General features: G+C 67.7%; 13 protein-coding genes and 1 pseudogene. 11 read left to right on the top strand and 3 right to left on the bottom strand.

The window, feature by feature from the left end:
• The first annotated feature begins 55 nt into the window (after nt 1-55).
• The 3 genes from N440_RS01940 to N440_RS01950 all read left to right on the top strand — a co-directional run bounded on the left by N440_RS01940 (nt 56) and on the right by N440_RS01950 (nt 1,810).
• A complete protein-coding gene (locus N440_RS01940) occupies nt 56-562 on the top strand; it encodes a hypothetical protein (protein WP_008267393.1) in 507 nt (168 codons plus the stop codon).
• 20 nt (nt 563-582) lie between these two features.
• Nucleotides 583-1,389: a pseudouridine synthase gene (locus N440_RS01945; RefSeq protein ID WP_243831274.1), complete on the top strand. Its 807-nt coding sequence runs from the start codon at nt 583-585 to the stop codon at nt 1,387-1,389.
• Nucleotides 1,390-1,474: 85 nt separating this feature from the next.
• Nucleotides 1,475-1,810: a hypothetical protein gene (locus N440_RS01950; RefSeq protein ID WP_049457302.1), complete on the top strand. Its 336-nt coding sequence runs from the start codon at nt 1,475-1,477 to the stop codon at nt 1,808-1,810.
• A gap of 122 nt (nt 1,811-1,932) precedes the next feature.
• Here N440_RS01950 and kbl read toward each other — a convergent pair whose 3' ends face one another.
• Nucleotides 1,933-3,141: a glycine C-acetyltransferase gene (gene kbl / locus N440_RS01955; RefSeq protein WP_133933910.1), complete on the bottom strand. Its 1,209-nt coding sequence runs from the start codon at nt 3,139-3,141 to the stop codon at nt 1,933-1,935.
• A 198-nt stretch (nt 3,142-3,339) separates the two neighbouring features.
• Here kbl and N440_RS01960 point away from each other — a divergent pair, with 198 nt between their 5' ends.
• A complete protein-coding gene (locus tag N440_RS01960; protein WP_133933911.1) occupies nt 3,340-4,032 on the top strand; it encodes a TorF family putative porin in 693 nt (230 codons plus the stop codon).
• A gap of 199 nt (nt 4,033-4,231) precedes the next feature.
• Here N440_RS01960 and tdh read toward each other — a convergent pair whose 3' ends face one another.
• Entirely contained in the window at nt 4,232-5,254 is a 1,023-nt protein-coding gene (tdh, locus tag N440_RS01965; RefSeq protein ID WP_008267065.1) for an L-threonine 3-dehydrogenase, read from the bottom strand.
• 294 nt (nt 5,255-5,548) lie between these two features.
• Between tdh and N440_RS01970 the strand changes: the two genes are divergently transcribed.
• From N440_RS01970 to N440_RS02000, 7 genes and pseudogenes are all read left to right on the top strand, one after another.
• Nucleotides 5,549-7,714, top strand: a complete 2,166-nt coding sequence (locus N440_RS01970) for a S46 family peptidase (protein WP_133933912.1) — start codon at nt 5,549-5,551, stop codon at nt 7,712-7,714.
• Nucleotides 7,715-7,933: 219 nt separating this feature from the next.
• The gene (locus N440_RS01975; protein ID WP_008268389.1) at nt 7,934-8,578 is read left to right on the top strand and encodes a histidine phosphatase family protein; all 645 of its coding nucleotides are present in this window, start codon (nt 7,934-7,936) and stop codon (nt 8,576-8,578) included.
• 41 nt (nt 8,579-8,619) lie between these two features.
• Complete coding sequence (gene folC / locus N440_RS01980) at nt 8,620-9,891, top strand: bifunctional tetrahydrofolate synthase/dihydrofolate synthase (RefSeq protein ID WP_133933913.1); 1,272 nt, start codon at nt 8,620-8,622, stop codon at nt 9,889-9,891.
• An 81-nt stretch (nt 9,892-9,972) separates the two neighbouring features.
• Complete coding sequence (locus tag N440_RS01985; protein ID WP_133933914.1) at nt 9,973-11,028, top strand: SPOR domain-containing protein; 1,056 nt, start codon at nt 9,973-9,975, stop codon at nt 11,026-11,028.
• 46 nt (nt 11,029-11,074) lie between these two features.
• A complete protein-coding gene (locus N440_RS01990) occupies nt 11,075-11,854 on the top strand; it encodes a CvpA family protein (RefSeq protein ID WP_133933915.1) in 780 nt (259 codons plus the stop codon).
• Nucleotides 11,855-11,884: 30 nt separating this feature from the next.
• A complete protein-coding gene (purF, locus tag N440_RS01995; RefSeq protein WP_008265108.1) occupies nt 11,885-13,351 on the top strand; it encodes an amidophosphoribosyltransferase in 1,467 nt (488 codons plus the stop codon).
• Nucleotides 13,352-13,363: 12 nt separating this feature from the next.
• A pseudogene (locus N440_RS02000) lies at nt 13,364-14,183 on the top strand (ferritin-like domain-containing protein).
• A 67-nt stretch (nt 14,184-14,250) separates the two neighbouring features.
• Here N440_RS02000 and N440_RS02005 read toward each other — a convergent pair.
• Complete coding sequence (locus tag N440_RS02005; RefSeq protein ID WP_133933916.1) at nt 14,251-15,708, bottom strand: DUF2235 domain-containing protein; 1,458 nt, start codon at nt 15,706-15,708, stop codon at nt 14,251-14,253.
• Nucleotides 15,709-15,733 lie beyond the last annotated feature (25 nt).

The following is a 15,733-nucleotide window of genomic DNA, read 5'->3' on the forward strand; positions in this document are numbered from 1 at the left end:
AGATGACGCGGCATTGCTAAACTCGCCGCGTCACTTCCTTCCGTGGATGTCCCTCATGCTGCGCTCTGCATCGGCCGCCGTCCTGGCACTGGCCCTGGTTCCCGCCGCCCACGCTGCGGTCGATTGCTCGGTCAACACCAGCGCCTCGCCGCTGCCGCTGCCGGCCACGACCATCGCACCGGTGGCCGACGAGCTGTACATCCGTGGCAACCAGCTGGGCATGCCGGCTGGCGTGCTCAGCGGCAATTACGACCCGTCGCAGTCGCTGGACCAGGTGCTGCAGCGTCTGCGCATCGATGGCTGCCAGAACATCGCCAAGGCCATTCCGAGCGCGCCGGCGGTGAAGCCGAACGATCCGGCGGCCTACAAGCCGCAGACCGAGTTCGACAACACGCCGTGGCGCTTCGACATGAGCCAGAACGGCAAGCGCATGACCGCCGAAGAATTCGACGCCTGGATGAAGGCGCGTGGTGTTCGCGTGGTCAAGGCGCGTCCGGCTCCGGCCGCCACCCCGGCTGCGGCCGAAGCACCGGCTGAGACCAAGCCGGTCGACAAGAAGTAAGCGCCGCGGGGAGCAGAGGCTTGCGCACGCGCCGCCCACCTGCCGCCCCCGCCGCCCGCTCCCACGCACCGCGTGGGCGTGCGGTTCCGAATGTCTCCAGTGGCGTGCGCCATGGCCTGGCGCGCGTGCTGTCCAAGGCCGGCGTGTGCTCGCGCAGCGAGGCCGCGCGCTGGATCGCCGAAGGCCGCGTTCGGGTGTCCGGCCGCATCGTCCGCGATCCGGAATTTCCGATTGGCCAGCCGGCGCCACCGATCGAGGTCGACGGCCAGCCGCTGGCAGCGCCGCAACGCCTGTACCTGATGCTCAACAAGCCGCGCGGGGTGGTGACCACCGTGCAGGATGAGCGCGGCCGCGACACCGTGTATCGCTGCTTTGATGGTGCCGGCCTGCCATGGATCGCACCGGTCGGGCGGTTGGACAAGGCCAGCGAAGGGCTGCTGCTGTTCAGCAATGATCCGCAGTGGGCTGCGCGCCTGACCGACCCGCAGAGCGGGCCGGACAAGACCTACCACGTGCAGGTGGATGGCATGCCCGATCACGCCACCCTGGCGGCACTGCAGGCAGGCGTGGAGGACGAAGGCGAGTTCCTCGCCGCCCAGGCCGTGCGTGTGCTGCGCAGTGGCGACAAGACCGCATGGCTGGAGGTGGTCCTCGACGAGGGCCGCAACCGCCATATCCGCCGCCTGTTGGCGGCCTTCGACCTGCAGGTGCTGCGCCTGGTCCGGGTCGCGATCGGTGGGCTGGTGCTCGGCGATCTCGGCAAGGGCCAATGGCGGCTTCTGGAGGTCAGCGACCAGCAGCGGCTGGGGGCCGCTGCGCCGGGCTGACCATCGCCCGCGGCCGGCGGTTGCCGGCCACCGTTCCAGGCGTAGGGGGCGCCTGGTTGTTGAATTTCCCGAACGGAGCCTGCCCATGTACCACCTGACCCTCAACCAAACCCTGCGCTGTGCAGGCCTGCTGCTGCCGATGGTGCTGCTGACCGCCTGTGGCGGCCACAAGAAGGTGGCCAAGGCGGAAACGCCGGCCGAGACCCCGGTGGTGGAAGTGAAGACCCCGGAGCTGGATGGCCGCGGCAGCTACCGCTTCCTGATGAGCGACGGCGACAGGAAGATGACCGCCGACGAGTTCGATGCTTGGATGAAGGCCAACGGCATCCGTGTTGCCAAGGGCAATGGCCAGGACGCCGCCGCCAAGCCGGTGGTGGTGGCCAGCAAGGATCAGCCCAAGGACAAGAAGAAAAAGAAATAACGCCTGCGGGTGCCGACCCTGGTCGGCACGCCCTCAAGCCCCGGTGGGTGCCGACCTTGGTCGGCACGCTCTGATTGGGGCGGAACCCTTTCCGCAGGAAAGGGATCCGACCCCGGCCATGATCAGCCCCTGATCACGCCCAGCTCGACGCCGATGCGGGTGAAGGCATCGATCGCGCGGTCCAGGTGCTCGCGGCTGTGTGCCGCACTGATCTGGGTGCGGATGCGGGCCTGGCCCTTGGGCACTACCGGGAAGAAGAAGCCGATCGCATAGATGCCTTCTTCGAGCAGGCGCTCGGCGAACTTCTGTGCCAGTGGCGCGTCGTACAGCATCACCGGGCTGATCGGATGCACGCCCGGCTTCACGTCGAAGCCGGCGGCGGTCATCTTCTCGCGGAAGTAGGCGGTGTTCTCGGCCAGCGTGCCGCGCAGGTCGTCAGCGGCGGCCAGCATCTCGAACGCCTTGATGCCGGCGGCGACCACGTGCGGTGGCAGCGAATTGGAGAACAGGTACGGGCGCGAGCGCTGGCGCAGCAGTTCGATCACCTCGGCGCTGGCGCAGGTGAAGCCGCCCAGTGCACCGCCCATGGCCTTGCCCAGGGTGCCGGTGATGATGTCGATCTTCTCCAGCACGCCCTTGACCTCGGCCGAGCCACGGCCGGTGGCGCCGAGGAAGCCGGTGGCATGGCATTCGTCGATGTGCACCAGTGCGTTGTACTTCTTCGCCAGCGCGGTGATCTCGTCCAGCGGCGCGATGAAGCCGTCCATCGAGAACACACCATCGGTGGTGATCAGCTTGGTCTTGCAGCCGGCGGCATCGGCGGCCTGCAGCTGGGCTTCCAGGTCGGCCATGTCACAGTTGGCGTAGCGGAAGCGCTTGGCCTTGCACAGGCGCACGCCGTCGATGATCGAAGCATGGTTCAGCGAGTCGGAGATGATCGCGTCGTTCTCGCCGAGCAGCGGCTCGAACAGGCCACCGTTGGCGTCGAAGCAGGCCGCATACAGGATGGTGTCCTGCTTGCCGAAGAAGTCGGCGATCTGCTTCTCCAGCTGCTTGTGCAGGTCCTGGGTGCCACAGATGAAGCGCACCGAGGCCATGCCGAAGCCGTGGGTATCCAGTGCATCCTTGGCGGCCTGGATCAGGTCCGGATGGTCGGCCAGGCCCAGGTAGTTGTTGGCGCAGAAGTTCAGCACCTTGCGGCCGTCGTCGAGGGTGATCTCGGCCGACTGCGGGCTGGTGATGATCCGCTCGGACTTGAACAGGCCCTGGGCGCGGATGGCGTCCAGTTCCTCGGCGTAGTGGCGGGTCAGGGCGGAGGAGGCGTCGGTCATGGCGTGGGCACGGCTCAGCACGGGGAAACCGCCGATTCTACCGGGCAACGATGGCCATCGACCGGGCCGGGCAGGGCACCGCCACGGCCGGCACATGTTGCATCGCAATAGCAAACGGGTTAAAAATTCGTGAACCACGCCTGTCTGGCGCCGGTTGCCTCCTCCCCCTTCCCGCCCCCGCCACCCTCGGAGACGCCCATGAAGCACGCCCGTGCCTGCCTCGCCATTGCCGCCGCCCTGACCCTCGCGCCGTTCGCCGCCAGCGCCCAGGACAACGAATCGCCCTACAGCTGGAATGTCACGGCGGTGTCGGACTACCTGTTCCGCGGCGTGTCGCAGACCGACGAAAAGCCGACCCTGCAGGCGGGCTTCACCTACACCTCGCCGGTCGGCCTGTACGCCGGTGTCTGGGGTTCGGGCGTGGACTTCGGACCGGGCGACCCGAACACCGAGATCGACTACCAGATCGGCTACGGCGTGGACGTCACCCCGCGCGTCAACTTCGACGTGCTGCTGAACCGCTACACCTACCTCGGCGCCAGCAGCCAGAACTACAACGAGCTGGTCACCACCACCACGCTGGACGAGACCTACAAGCTGACCGTGGCCTACACCAACGACCAGTGGAACAGCGGCACCGACGGCTGGTACTACGGTGTCGGTGGCCAGTGGGGCCTGCCGCAGGACTTCACGCTGAACGCCAATGTCGGCCGCAGCAGCTTCGAGAAGGGCCTGGCCAAGGACTACACCGACTGGAACGTCGGCGTCAGCCGCCAGTTCGGCCTGTTCAATGTCGGCCTGGGCTACTACGGCACCGACGGCAATGGCCGCGACAACTCCGGCAAGCTCGCACACAGCCGCGTGCTGCTGACCGTGGCGGTCGGCAAGTAACGCCGCAGGCGTTACGGTAGGTGCCAGGCTTGCCTGGCACGCTTTGCGAAAAAGGCGCCCATCGGGCGCCTTTTTCAGTTCCGCAGTGTTCCTGATCCCGGCTGGGGGAGAGCCCCCTTGTTGTTCAAGGGGGCGCGCCAACGGCGCGGGGATAAGGAAACATGCGCGGACTGATTCAACGTGCCGAAGGCACGATGGATCAGTTCCAGCTCAATACCACCTTGCCGGCCTTGCCTTGCTCCATCAGGTCGAAGCCCTTCTGGAAGTCGTCGATCGGCAGCTGGTGGGTCATCACCTTGCCGAGCGGGAAGCCGGACAGCACCAGCTGGGTCATCTTGTACCAGGTCTCGTACATCTTGCGGCCGTAGATGCCCTGCACGGTCAGGCCCTTGAAGATGATCTTGTCCCAGTCGCAGCCGGCGCCCTTGGGCATGATGCCGAGCATGGCGATCTTGCCGCCGTGGTACATGCAGTCGAGCATGTCGTTGAACGCACGCGGGTTGCCGCTCATTTCCAGGCCCACGTCGAAGCCCTCCATGTGCAGTTCCTTCATCACGTCCTTCAGCGACTGGTTGGCGACGTTGACCACGCGCGTCGCGCCCATGTCGGCGGCCAGCTTCAGGCGGAAGTCGTTGACGTCGGTCACCACCACGTTGCGTGCACCGATGTGCTTGCAGATGCCGGCGGCGATGATGCCGATCGGGCCCGCGCCGGTGATCAGCACGTCCTCACCGATCACGTTGAATTCCAGTGCGCAGTGCGCGGCGTTGCCATACGGGTCGAAGAACGCGGCCAGTTCCGACGGGATCTGGTCGGGGATCGGCCACAGGTTGCTGGCCGGCATCACCATGTATTCGGCGAAGGCGCCGTTGACGTTGACGCCGATGCCGACGGTGTTCGGGCACAGGTGCGGGCGACCGCCACGGCAGTTGCGGCAGTGGCCGCAGACAATGTGGCCTTCGGCCGAGACGCGCTGGCCGATTTCATAGCCGGTCACCGCCGAGCCGAGCGCGGCGATGCGGCCGACGAACTCGTGGCCGATGGTCAGGCCCGGCTTGATGGTGCGCTGGCTCCACTCGTCCCACAGGTAGATGTGCAGGTCGGTACCGCAGATCGCGGTCTTCTCCAGCTTGATCAGCACCTCGTTCGGGCCCGGGGTCGGCACCGGAACCTCTTCCAGCCAGATGCCCTTGGCCGCTTCGCGCTTGACCAGGGCCTTCATCGTTTGCTGCGCCATCGGGGTGGAACTCGTCAGGGGGAAAGCGCGGATTATAGGGCGCCGCGCGGATTTCCCATGTTGCGCTGCGGGTGCAATGGCGGAACGAAAGGCGTACGCCGGGGGGTATTTCGAACGTGGCCGCTGTGCTCGCCGGGCATATGGCCCGGCGGATGCGTGAGTGCCAACCAGGGTTGGCTGCTGCCGGGGCGCCGGTGCGCCCGGCCCATGACTTCCGGGGTTCGGGGCGGGGCAGGGGGGCGGGCTACAATCGAGGGTTCCACTACCAGGGGCCGCTCCATGCGCTCGAACCTGCTTGCATTCTCCATCGTCGCCAGCCTTGGGCTGGTCCAGGTCGCCCATGCCGCTGAAGGCATGTGGGTGCCGCAGCAGCTGCCGGAAATCGCCGGCCCGCTGCAGAAGGCCGGCCTGAAGCTGTCCCCGGAGCAGCTGTCCAATCTCACCGGCGACCCGATGGGCGCCGTGGTCGCGCTTGGCGGCTGCACCGCCAGCTTCGTTTCGCCGCAGGGCCTGGTGGTCACCAACCACCACTGTGCCTACGGCGCGATCCAGCTGAACTCGACCGCGCAGAAGAACCTGATCAAGGACGGCTTCAACGCCCCGAAGCACAGCGATGAGCTGAGTGCCGGCCCGAACGCGCGTGTCTACGTGCTCGACCAGATCACCGACGTCACCGCCCAGGCCAAGGCCGCCATTGCCGCTGCCGGCAACGATCCGCTGGCCCGCAGCCGCGCGCTGGACGCCTTCGACAAGGCCCAGGTCGCCGCCTGTGAAGCCGAGGAAGGCTTCCGCTGCCGCCTGTACACCTTCTCCGGTGGCAACACCTACCGCCTGTTCCGCAACATGGAAATCAAGGACGTGCGCCTGGTCTACGCGCCCCCGGGCAGCGTCGGCAAGTACGGCGGCGACGTCGACAACTGGATGTGGCCGCGCCACACCGGCGACTTCTCGTTCTACCGCGCCTACGTTGGCAAGGACGGCAAGCCGGCCGCGTTCTCGGCCGACAACGTGCCGTACCAGCCCAAGCACTTCCTGAAGTTCACCGACCAGCCGCTGGGCGCCGGCGACTTCGTGATGGTGGCCGGCTATCCGGGCCGCACCAATCGCTACGCGCTGGCCGGTGAGTTCAACGAAACCGCCAGCTGGACCTACCCGACCATCGCCAGGCACTACAACGCGGTGCTGAAGATGATCGACGAGGCCGGCAAGGCCGACGCCGACGTCAAGGTGAAGTACGCCGCCACCGCGGCCAGCATGAACAACGTGGCCAAGAACTATGCCGGCCAGCTGGAAGGCTTCAAGCGCATCGACGCCGCTGGCCAGAAGCAGGCTGAAGAAGCCGCCGTGCTGGCCTGGCTGAAGAAGCAGGGCGCCGCCGGCAAGCCGGCCCTGGCCGCACACGCGCAGCTGATCAAGCACCTGGACGCCAGCAAGGCGACCCGCGAGCGTGACCTGTTCGTCGGCCAGTTCAACAACACCTCGGCGGTCAGCGCCGCCATCGGCCTGTACCGCCTGTCGATCGAGCGCACCAAGCCGGATGCCGAGCGTGAAGTCGGCTACCAGCAGCGCGACCTGCCGACCCTGGAAGGTGGCCTGAAGCAGATGGATCGCCGCTATGTGGCGAAGATGGACCAGCAGCTGCAGACCTACTGGCTGGACCAGTACGTCGCCCTGCCGGCCGCGCAGCGCAACAACGACGTGCTGAACACCTGGCTCGGCGGCAGCGATGCCAACGCAGTGAAGGCGCTGGTGAGCAAGCTGTCGGGCACCGAGCTGGGCAGCCTGGACGCGCGCCTGAAGTGGTTCAAGGCCGACCGCGCCGCGTTCGAAGCCAGCACCGATCCGGCCATCCAGTACGCGGTGGCGATCATGCCATCGCTGCTGAAGCAGGAAGAGCAGAAGAAGATCCGCGAAGGCGAATCGCTGACCGCGCGTCCGTTGTACCTGCAGGCACTGGCCGACTACAAGAAGAGCCAGGGCGAGTTCGTCTACCCGGATGCCAACCTGTCGCTGCGCATCACCTTCGGCAACGTGATGGGCTATGCGCCCAAGGACGGCGTGGCCTACACCCCGTTCACCACACTGGAAGGCATCGTCGCCAAGGACACCGGCGTGGATCCGTTCGATGCGCCCAAGGCCCTGCTCGACGCGGTCAAGGCCAAGCGCTACGGCGGCCTGGAAGACAAGCGCGTCGGCTCGGTACCGGTGAACTTCCTGTCCAACCTGGACATCACCGGCGGCAACTCCGGCTCGCCGGTGCTGGATGCGAACGGCAAGCTGGTCGGCCTGGCCTTCGACGGCAACTGGGAATCGGTCAGCTCCAACTGGGTGTTCGATCCGGTGATGACCCGCATGATCGCGGTCGACAGCCGCTACATGCAGTGGATCATGCAGGAAGTGGCACCGGCACCGGAGCTGCTGAAGGAACTGAACCTGGCCAAATAAGATCCGCCGTCCCCGCGCGAGCGGGGACCGCCGGTTGTAGCGCCGAGCCATGCTCGGCGGGAATGGCCAGGAGACATCGAAACCCCGCGACCCACGTCGCGGGGTTTTTTCATGCCCGGCCCGGCCCGGTGCGCCGAACGGGTATCATCCGTGTTCCGCGTACTTCACAGGATGTGAACGAAGCGCGGGAACCTCCTCCCCCCAGGACCCCTTGCACGCATGCGCATCCTGCTTGCCCGCCACGGCGAAACGCCGTGGAACGCCGAAGGCCGCTACCAGGGCCAGATCGACATTCCGCTTTCGCCGATCGGTGAAGCCCAGGCCCAGGCACTCGGTGCCCGCCTGGCCTCGGTGGACATCACCCGTGCCGTCGCCTCGCCGCTGTCGCGCGCGCAGCGCACCGCGCAGCTGGCGCTTGGCGCAGCCCGCGCCGACATGCTGCTGACCGAGCCGGAGCTGCAGGAAATCGCCCATGGCGAATGGGAAGGGCTGCTGGCCAGCGAGATCCACGAAAAGGACCCGTCGCGCCTGCAGGCCTGGCGCGAGGAGCCGGATACCGTGCTGATGCCCGGCGGCGAATCGCTGCGGCTGGTGCTGGAACGCAGCTGGCGCGGCCTGGCCCGCGCCACCGAAGGGCTCGGCGAGCACGACACCCTGCTGGTGGTCGCCCATGACGCAGTCAACCGCGTGATCCTGTGCAAGGTGCTGGGCCTGCCGATCTCCCGCCTGTGGACCTTCCGCCAGGCCCCGACCACGCTCAACCTGCTTGAAGGCGCCGACCTGGACAGCCTGGAAGTGGTGCGCCTGAACGACTGCGCCCATCACACGCCGTTCTTCGGCGAAGCCAAGCACCGCGCCCTCTGATCCACCCTTTCGCATCAACTGCTTCTGCTGGAACTGCTGCCGTGACGAACACCCCGACCACCCTGGCCGACTGGCTGGACTACATTGAACGCCAGCATCCGGCGACCATCGACATGGGCCTGGAGCGCGTGCGCGCCGTGGCCACGGCGATGGGACTGGACGCGCCGGCCAAGCGCACCATCGTGGTCGGTGGCACCAATGGCAAGGGTTCCACCGTGGCCTTCATCGAAGCCATCGCGCGTGCCGCCGGCTGGAAGGTCGGCGCGTACACCTCGCCGCACCTGCTGCGCTACAACGAGCGCGTGCGCATCGACGGCCAGGACGTGGACGATGCGGCGCTGGTCGCCGCGTTCAACGCCATTGAAGCGGCGCGCGGCGACATCACGCTGACCTATTTCGAGTACGGCACGCTGGCTGCACTGTGGCTGTTCGCCGCTGCCGGGCTGGATCTGGCGGTGCTGGAAGTGGGCCTGGGTGGCCGTCTCGATGCGGTCAACATCGTCGATGCCGACGTCGCGGTGATCACCACCGTGGACATCGACCATGCCGAGTGGCTGGGCGAGGATCGCGAAGCGATCGGCGCAGAGAAGGCCGGCATCATCCGCGGCTGGAAGCCGGTGATCCTGGGCGAGACCGACCCGCCGTCGAGCGTGCTCGCACGTGCCTATCTGGTGGGTGCCAATGCGATCCGCGGCGGCAGCGACTACTTCTACGAACCGATCGATGCCCAGCGCTGGCGCTGGCGTGATGTCGGCATGCGCATGGAACTGCCGACCCCGGCCCTGGCCGGCCCGATCCAGCTGGCCAACGCCGGCGCCGCCATCGCCGCGCTGCGCGCGCTGGACAAGCCGGTGCCGCGTGCCGCCTGGGCAGCCGGTATCGCTGCGGCGCGCATCGCGGGCCGGATGCAGGCCTTCGAGCGGAATGGCGTGCAGATCCGGGTCGATGTCGGCCACAACCCGCAGGCCGCGGGCCAGTTGGCGCGCGCATTGAAGGCCGAGGTATCCCCCGGGCGCACCCTGGCGGTATACGCCGCGCTGCAGGACAAGGACGCAGTGGGCGTGGTGCAGGCCCTGCAGGACGTGGTGGGCGAGTGGACCCTGGCCGGGCTGGATGGCCCGCGTGGGCAGGATGCTGCCCAGCTGCAGGCGCGCCTTGCCGGTACCGTGGCCGCCACGGCAGCACGGGCCGGCAGCGTCGAGCAGGCGCTGGCACAGGTGCTGGCGCAGGCCGGACGTGGCGACCGCGTGCTGGTGTTCGGCTCCTTCCATACCGCTGCGGCCGCCCTGCACTGGTTGAACAGCGACGCCTGATCTGCGTTCAGCCAACGCCGACGCCGTCCGGTCCGGCACCCGTATAATCCATGGCAATCTCCGGACAGTTGCCTGCCTCACGTGGATACGCCCCTGAAACAGCGTCTGATTGGTGCCATCGTGCTGGTGGCGCTGGCCGTGATTTTCCTGCCGATGCTGGTCAAGGGGCCGGCACCTGACAGCGGTGTCGCCAATGTGCCGATCGCCGCGCCCAATGCGCCGGCCGATGGCCAGTTCGAAACCCGCGAGCTGCCGCTGGTCGCTCCGGCAGGCGGCGCCACCGGGCTGCAGACCGGCCAGGCCAGGCCGTTGCAGGACGCTGCAACGCCCGCGTCACCGCCGACCGTGGACACCTCGCCGACGGTTGCCGCCGGCAACTATGCGGTCACCTTCGGCGCCTACGGCAGCAAGGCCGACGCCGATGCGGTGATTGCCTACCTGAAGCGCTCGCAGCTGCCGGGCTTCGCCGAGACGGCCACCATCAACGGCCGTCAGGCGTGGCGCGTGCGCGTCGGGCCGTATGCGGACCGCGCCCAGGCCGAGGCGGCACGCCTGCAGGCGGTGAAGATCCGCGCCGACGTCAAGGCCGAAGTCATTGCCCTGGATGCGCCTGCAGCCAACAGTGCCGCGATCGCCGCGACCCCGGCCCCGGTTGCACCGAGTGCCAGCACACCGGCCGCAGCCACTGCGCCGTCGGCCAATGGCAACCCGGTGCGCAGCGAGAGCCTGCCGCCGAGCACGCCGACCGCCACCACGACTCCGGCAGCCAAGCCGGAACCGCCGAAGCCGGCGCCGAAGCCCGAGGCGGCGAAGCCGGAAGCCAAACCCGAGCCGAAGCCCGAGGCGACGACCAGCAAGCCGGCGACAGCCCCGGCCACACCGGCGGCACCTGCTGCCAGCGGCGTCGGCTTTGCCGTGCAGCTGGGTGCGTTCGGCCAGGCCAACGATGCCAACGCGCTGCGCGACAAGGTCCGCGCCGCCGGCTTCAGTGCCTTCGTCGAGCAGGTGCGCACCGAAAAGGGCACCCTGCATCGCGTCCGCGTCGGGCCGGTGGCCAACCGCGCCGATGCCGAGCAGCTGAAGGCGCAGGTCGCTGCCAAGGTGGGTGTGGCGGGCATGGTCCGACCGCACCCATGACCCCCGCGCAGGCCCGTTGCCAGCGCCGCCGAAGGAGCGGGGCGCCATGATCGACGTGGTCCTGCTGATCGTGATCGCCGCCTCGACCCTGCTGGGGATGCTGCGCGGCTTCGTCGGGATCGTCATCGGTACCCTGTCGTGGCTGCTGGCCGCATGGGCCGCCTTTGCCTTCGGCAATGACGCGGCCCACTGGTGGGCGGCGCCGGCCGCCCCGGGCGGCGAACACTTCGTCGGCGGCTACCTGGGGGTCGGCATCGGCGTGATGATCGTGGTGGCGGTGATCGGCATGATCATCAAGGCCCTGGTCCAGCGCAGCATGCTGACCAGCCTGGACCGCCTGCTGGGTGGGGTACTGGGCGTGGTGCGTGGCGGCCTGATCGCTGCGATCCTTCTGCTACTGGGCGGCTTCACCCCGCTGACCGCCGAACCCTCCTGGCAGCGCTCGGCGGTCCGGCCGCTGCTGAACCCGACCGTGGCCTGGATGAACAGCAAGCTGCCGCACTGGCAGGTTCCGGGCGCCGATCTGCTGCCCAGGGCCTTGCCGACCGAGGCGCTGTCCCCATCTGCATTGATGGAGTTGGGGAAGAACGCCGGCGCCGGGTTGGGAAAGCCGGGCGAGGCAGGCGATAATGGCATCCTCAACCAGGTAGTGGCAGGCAGCGGATGGCTGCGGCCTGCGAAAGCGGAACAGGGCGATTCCCACGATCCGGCCGAAGTGCGCCCGGACGCTCCTGCACTGCCGGACAGTATCGAGCCGGGCGATCCGGCCAATGTCGACCGCGGGCGCGGCGACCACCGCGGCCAGGTACGGCCACCTTCCTTGTAACTGGGCACAGCCCAGCGGAGACCTCGCACCATGTGTGGCATCGTCGGAATCGTCGGCAACCAGAACGTCGCCGGGCAGTTGTATGACGGGTTGACCGTCCTCCAGCACCGTGGCCAGGACGCGGCGGGTATCGCCACCGCCAGCGGCAGCCGCCTGCGCGTGCAGAAGGCCACCGGCCTGGTCCGCGATGTGTTCGATGCGCGCACCATGTCGACCCTGGAAGGCAGTGTTGGCATTGCGCATGTGCGCTACCCCACTGCCGGTTCGGAAGGCATGGACGAGGCACAGCCGTTCTACGTCAACTCGCCCTACGGCATCGCGCTGGCCCACAACGGCAACCTGATCAATACCGAGGCGCTGCGCCAGCAGGTGTTCGAGCAGGACCGCCGCAACGTCAACACCGATTCGGACAGCGAAGTACTGCTGAACGTGTTCGCGTTCGAACTGGACGCGCAGCGCCAGCTCAGCCCGGAAGCCGCGATCCGCGCGGTGGCCGGCGTGCACCGCCGCTGCAAGGGCGGCTACGCGGTGGTCAGCGTGGTGCTCGGCCTGGGCCTGGTCGCCTTCCGCGATCCGCATGGCATCCGTCCGCTGGTGCTGGGCAAGCGCAGCCACGCCGAGGGCGATGAGTACATCGTCGCTTCCGAGTCCGCGGCGCTGGACGTGCTGGGCTTCCAGCGCGTGCGTGACGTGCAGCCGGGCGAGGCGCTGGTGATTACCGCGCGCGGCGAGCTGTTCTCGGAAATCTGTGCCGAGCCGGCCGAGCACACCCCGTGCATCTTCGAATACGTGTACTTCGCGCGACCGGATTCGATGATCGACAACGTCTCGGTGCACAAGGCGCGCATGCGCATGGGCATCAAGCTGGGCGAGAAGATCCTGCGACTGCGCCCGGACCACGACATCGACACCATCATCCCGATCCCGGATACCTCGCGCGATGCCGCGCTGGAGATCTCCAACGTGCTCGGGGTGAAGTACCGCGAAGGCTTCATCAAGAACCGCTACATCGGCCGTACCTTCATCATGCCGGGGCAGGGCGAGCGGGTGAAGTCGGTGCGCCGCAAGCTCAACCCGATCCACCTGGAGTTCCGCAACCGCGTGGTGCTGCTGGTGGACGACTCGATCGTGCGCGGCACCACCAGCCAGCAGATCGTGCAGATGGCCCGCGATGCGGGTGCACGCAAGGTCTACCTGGCCAGCGCCGCGCCGCCGGTGCGTTTCCCGAACATCTACGGCATCGACATGCCGGCCGCCGAAGAACTGGTCGCGCACAACCGCACGGTGGAAGAAATCGAAGCCCACCTGGGCTGTGACTGGCTGATCTACCAGGATCTGGAAGACATGGAAGCGGCGGTGAGCGAAGGCAACCCGGCGCTGCGCAACTTCGATTCGTCCTGCTTCAACGGTCATTACCCGACCGGCATCGAACCGGGCTATTTCGAGCGCATCCAGCAACTGCGTTCGGACGACGCCAAGCACAAGCGCCGCGCCTGAGGTCCAGGCGTGATGGACGTGCCCGACGTTGGAGGCGACCTGCTGCGCGCCGCGCAGCGGTGCCTGGCCGAAGCCGATCCGCTGCGCAAGGTCGCGCTGACCCAGGCATGTGCCGCCGCGTTCCGTGCCGGCCGCCTGAAGGTGGCCGCTGATGCACCGCCGCCGGAGCCGATCCGCATGCCGGGCCGGCCAGCGCAGCTGCGGCTGGTGCATCCGCGTGAAGTGCCGCGGCGCGGACTGGGCGGCGTGGAGGGGCGTGCCGCCTTCATCCACGCCATTGCCCACATCGAACTCAACGCGATCGACCTGGCCTGGGATGCGGTGTACCGCTTCCGCGGCCTGCCGCCGGCGTTCCACGCCGACTGGGTCAGTTGTGCCGACGACGAATCGCGGCACTTCATGCTGCTGCGTGGGCGTCTGCAGGTGCACGGTCATGACTACGCTGACTTCCCTGCGCACAACGGCCTGTGGGAAATGTGCGAGAAGACCGCGCATGACGGCCTGGCACGCATGGCGCTGGTGCCGCGCGTGCTGGAAGCGCGCGGCCTGGACGTGACCCCGGGCATGATCGAAAAGCTGCGTAATGTCGGCGATGGCGAAACCGCCGATGTGCTGGAAGTGATCCTGCGCGAGGAAGTCGCGCATGTCGCAGCCGGATCGCGCTGGTATCGCTGGCACTGCGAACGCGCCGGTGTCGAGCCGCGCGCGTTTCAAGGAGCTGCTGCTGGAGTACGCGGGCGGCTACCTGCATGGGCCGTTCAACATCGAAGCACGCCTGCTGGCCGGCTTCGATGCCGACGAGCTCGCCAACCTGGTCGAGCAGGCCGGCTGAGAAAAAGGGGACGGAGGGAATTAAGTCGCTTATGGCACAAGCGACTTAATTCCCTCCGTCCCCTTTTTCATGCGTTCGGCAGCACCACGCGCTTGCCATCCACGGTCGGCCGGTTGATGTAGAACAGTCCGGGGCCCGGTCGATACGGCAGTTCGCTGACGCCGGCGTCGGCGGCGTAGGTCAGTGCGGTATCGCCCAGGGCATCGAAATTCCAGTGTGCCGACTGCATCAGGTAGCGACGGCGCAGCAGCGCTTCCTGGGTCTGGGTCAGTGCCTGCCCGGCCACCAGACGACGCGCGATCGGCTGCAGGGCGGAGGGAAGTTCCCAGCCCTGGACCGCAGCGGCCTGCGCACGCCATTGCACGCCGGCATCGATCGCATGCTGCTGCATCACCTGCAGGGCGATCAGCTGGTAGCGCCAGTCGATGCGCCTGCGCAGCACTACGGCGGCGGTGACGTACAGCACCGGGGACAGCAGCACGCTGCGGCTGCCGGCCCGGCGCTGCTGCTGCCATTGGTGCCAGACATCCACCCAGATTTCCTTGTCGCCGACGCCGAGCTGCTGTCGCCAGCGCTCGGCATCGGCCTGCGTTTCAGCGTAGGCGGTGGTGGCCTGCAGCATCGCCAGCGGCGGTATCTGGTAGTCAGCAACGGCGGGACGACGCAGCTGCTGCCGCCGTGGTCGGCTGAGCAGCTTGGGGCCTTCCTCGAGCTGGTTGTAACCGCCACCGATGTTGGCATGCACCCCGGGCAGGGCGATCTCGGTGAACGGCGGTGCCACGCTGGTCAGCGGGTAGTGCTGGCGATGTTCGTCGCGCGCGGTGAGCTGCACGACGTGCGCGGCGATGCCACTGTGCAGAGCGAGGCGTGGCTGTTCATCGGCGCGGCCGCCACTGACCGCAACCACGGTGTCGAACAGGCCGATGAAGCGCACGACCGGCACCGCGGGGGCGAAGTCGGCGGCACAGGCCAGGCCCGCCCCCTGCAGCAGCTGGCGCCAGCGTGAACCGTCCCAGCCCTGCAGCTGGTTGGCGATATCACGCGCCGCGGCAGCGCCCCGCGAAAAGCCGAACAGATCCAGCTGCACGCGGCGCAGCGGCTGTCGCCAGCGCGCGGCCAGCCCGGCAAGCGCAGCCGGCAGCAGCACCTGCAGCGCGCGCTGCACCTTCGCACGCACGCCGCTGGCACCGATGCCGAAGGCCAGCCCGATCAGATCGTCATCGGCATCATCGCGGGTGCCGACCCCTTCCACATAGATCGACAGCGAGGGCATGGCCACGGCATCGCGGCGGCTGTCCGGATACAGCTGCTGCAGCCGGGCGATGTTGGTCTCACCGTTGTCGTAGCTGCTGGTCAGCCGGCTCTGGTAGGTCGAATCATCATCCGCGCGCAGCTGCACCGGGCGTGGATGCGGTTGCTGCGGCCGGCCGCGGGCCAGGTTGTGAGCATTGTTACGGGTGCCATCGAAGAACAGGCCGATCCGCAGCAAGCCGACATCTTCGTCCGTGTCCTGCGATCGTGCCATGTGCATTCCCCGTCGTGGCTGCGTC

It is taken from the genome of Stenotrophomonas sp. CC22-02 (assembly GCF_004365115.1).
Lineage (GTDB): Bacteria > Pseudomonadota > Gammaproteobacteria > Xanthomonadales > Xanthomonadaceae > Stenotrophomonas > Stenotrophomonas forensis.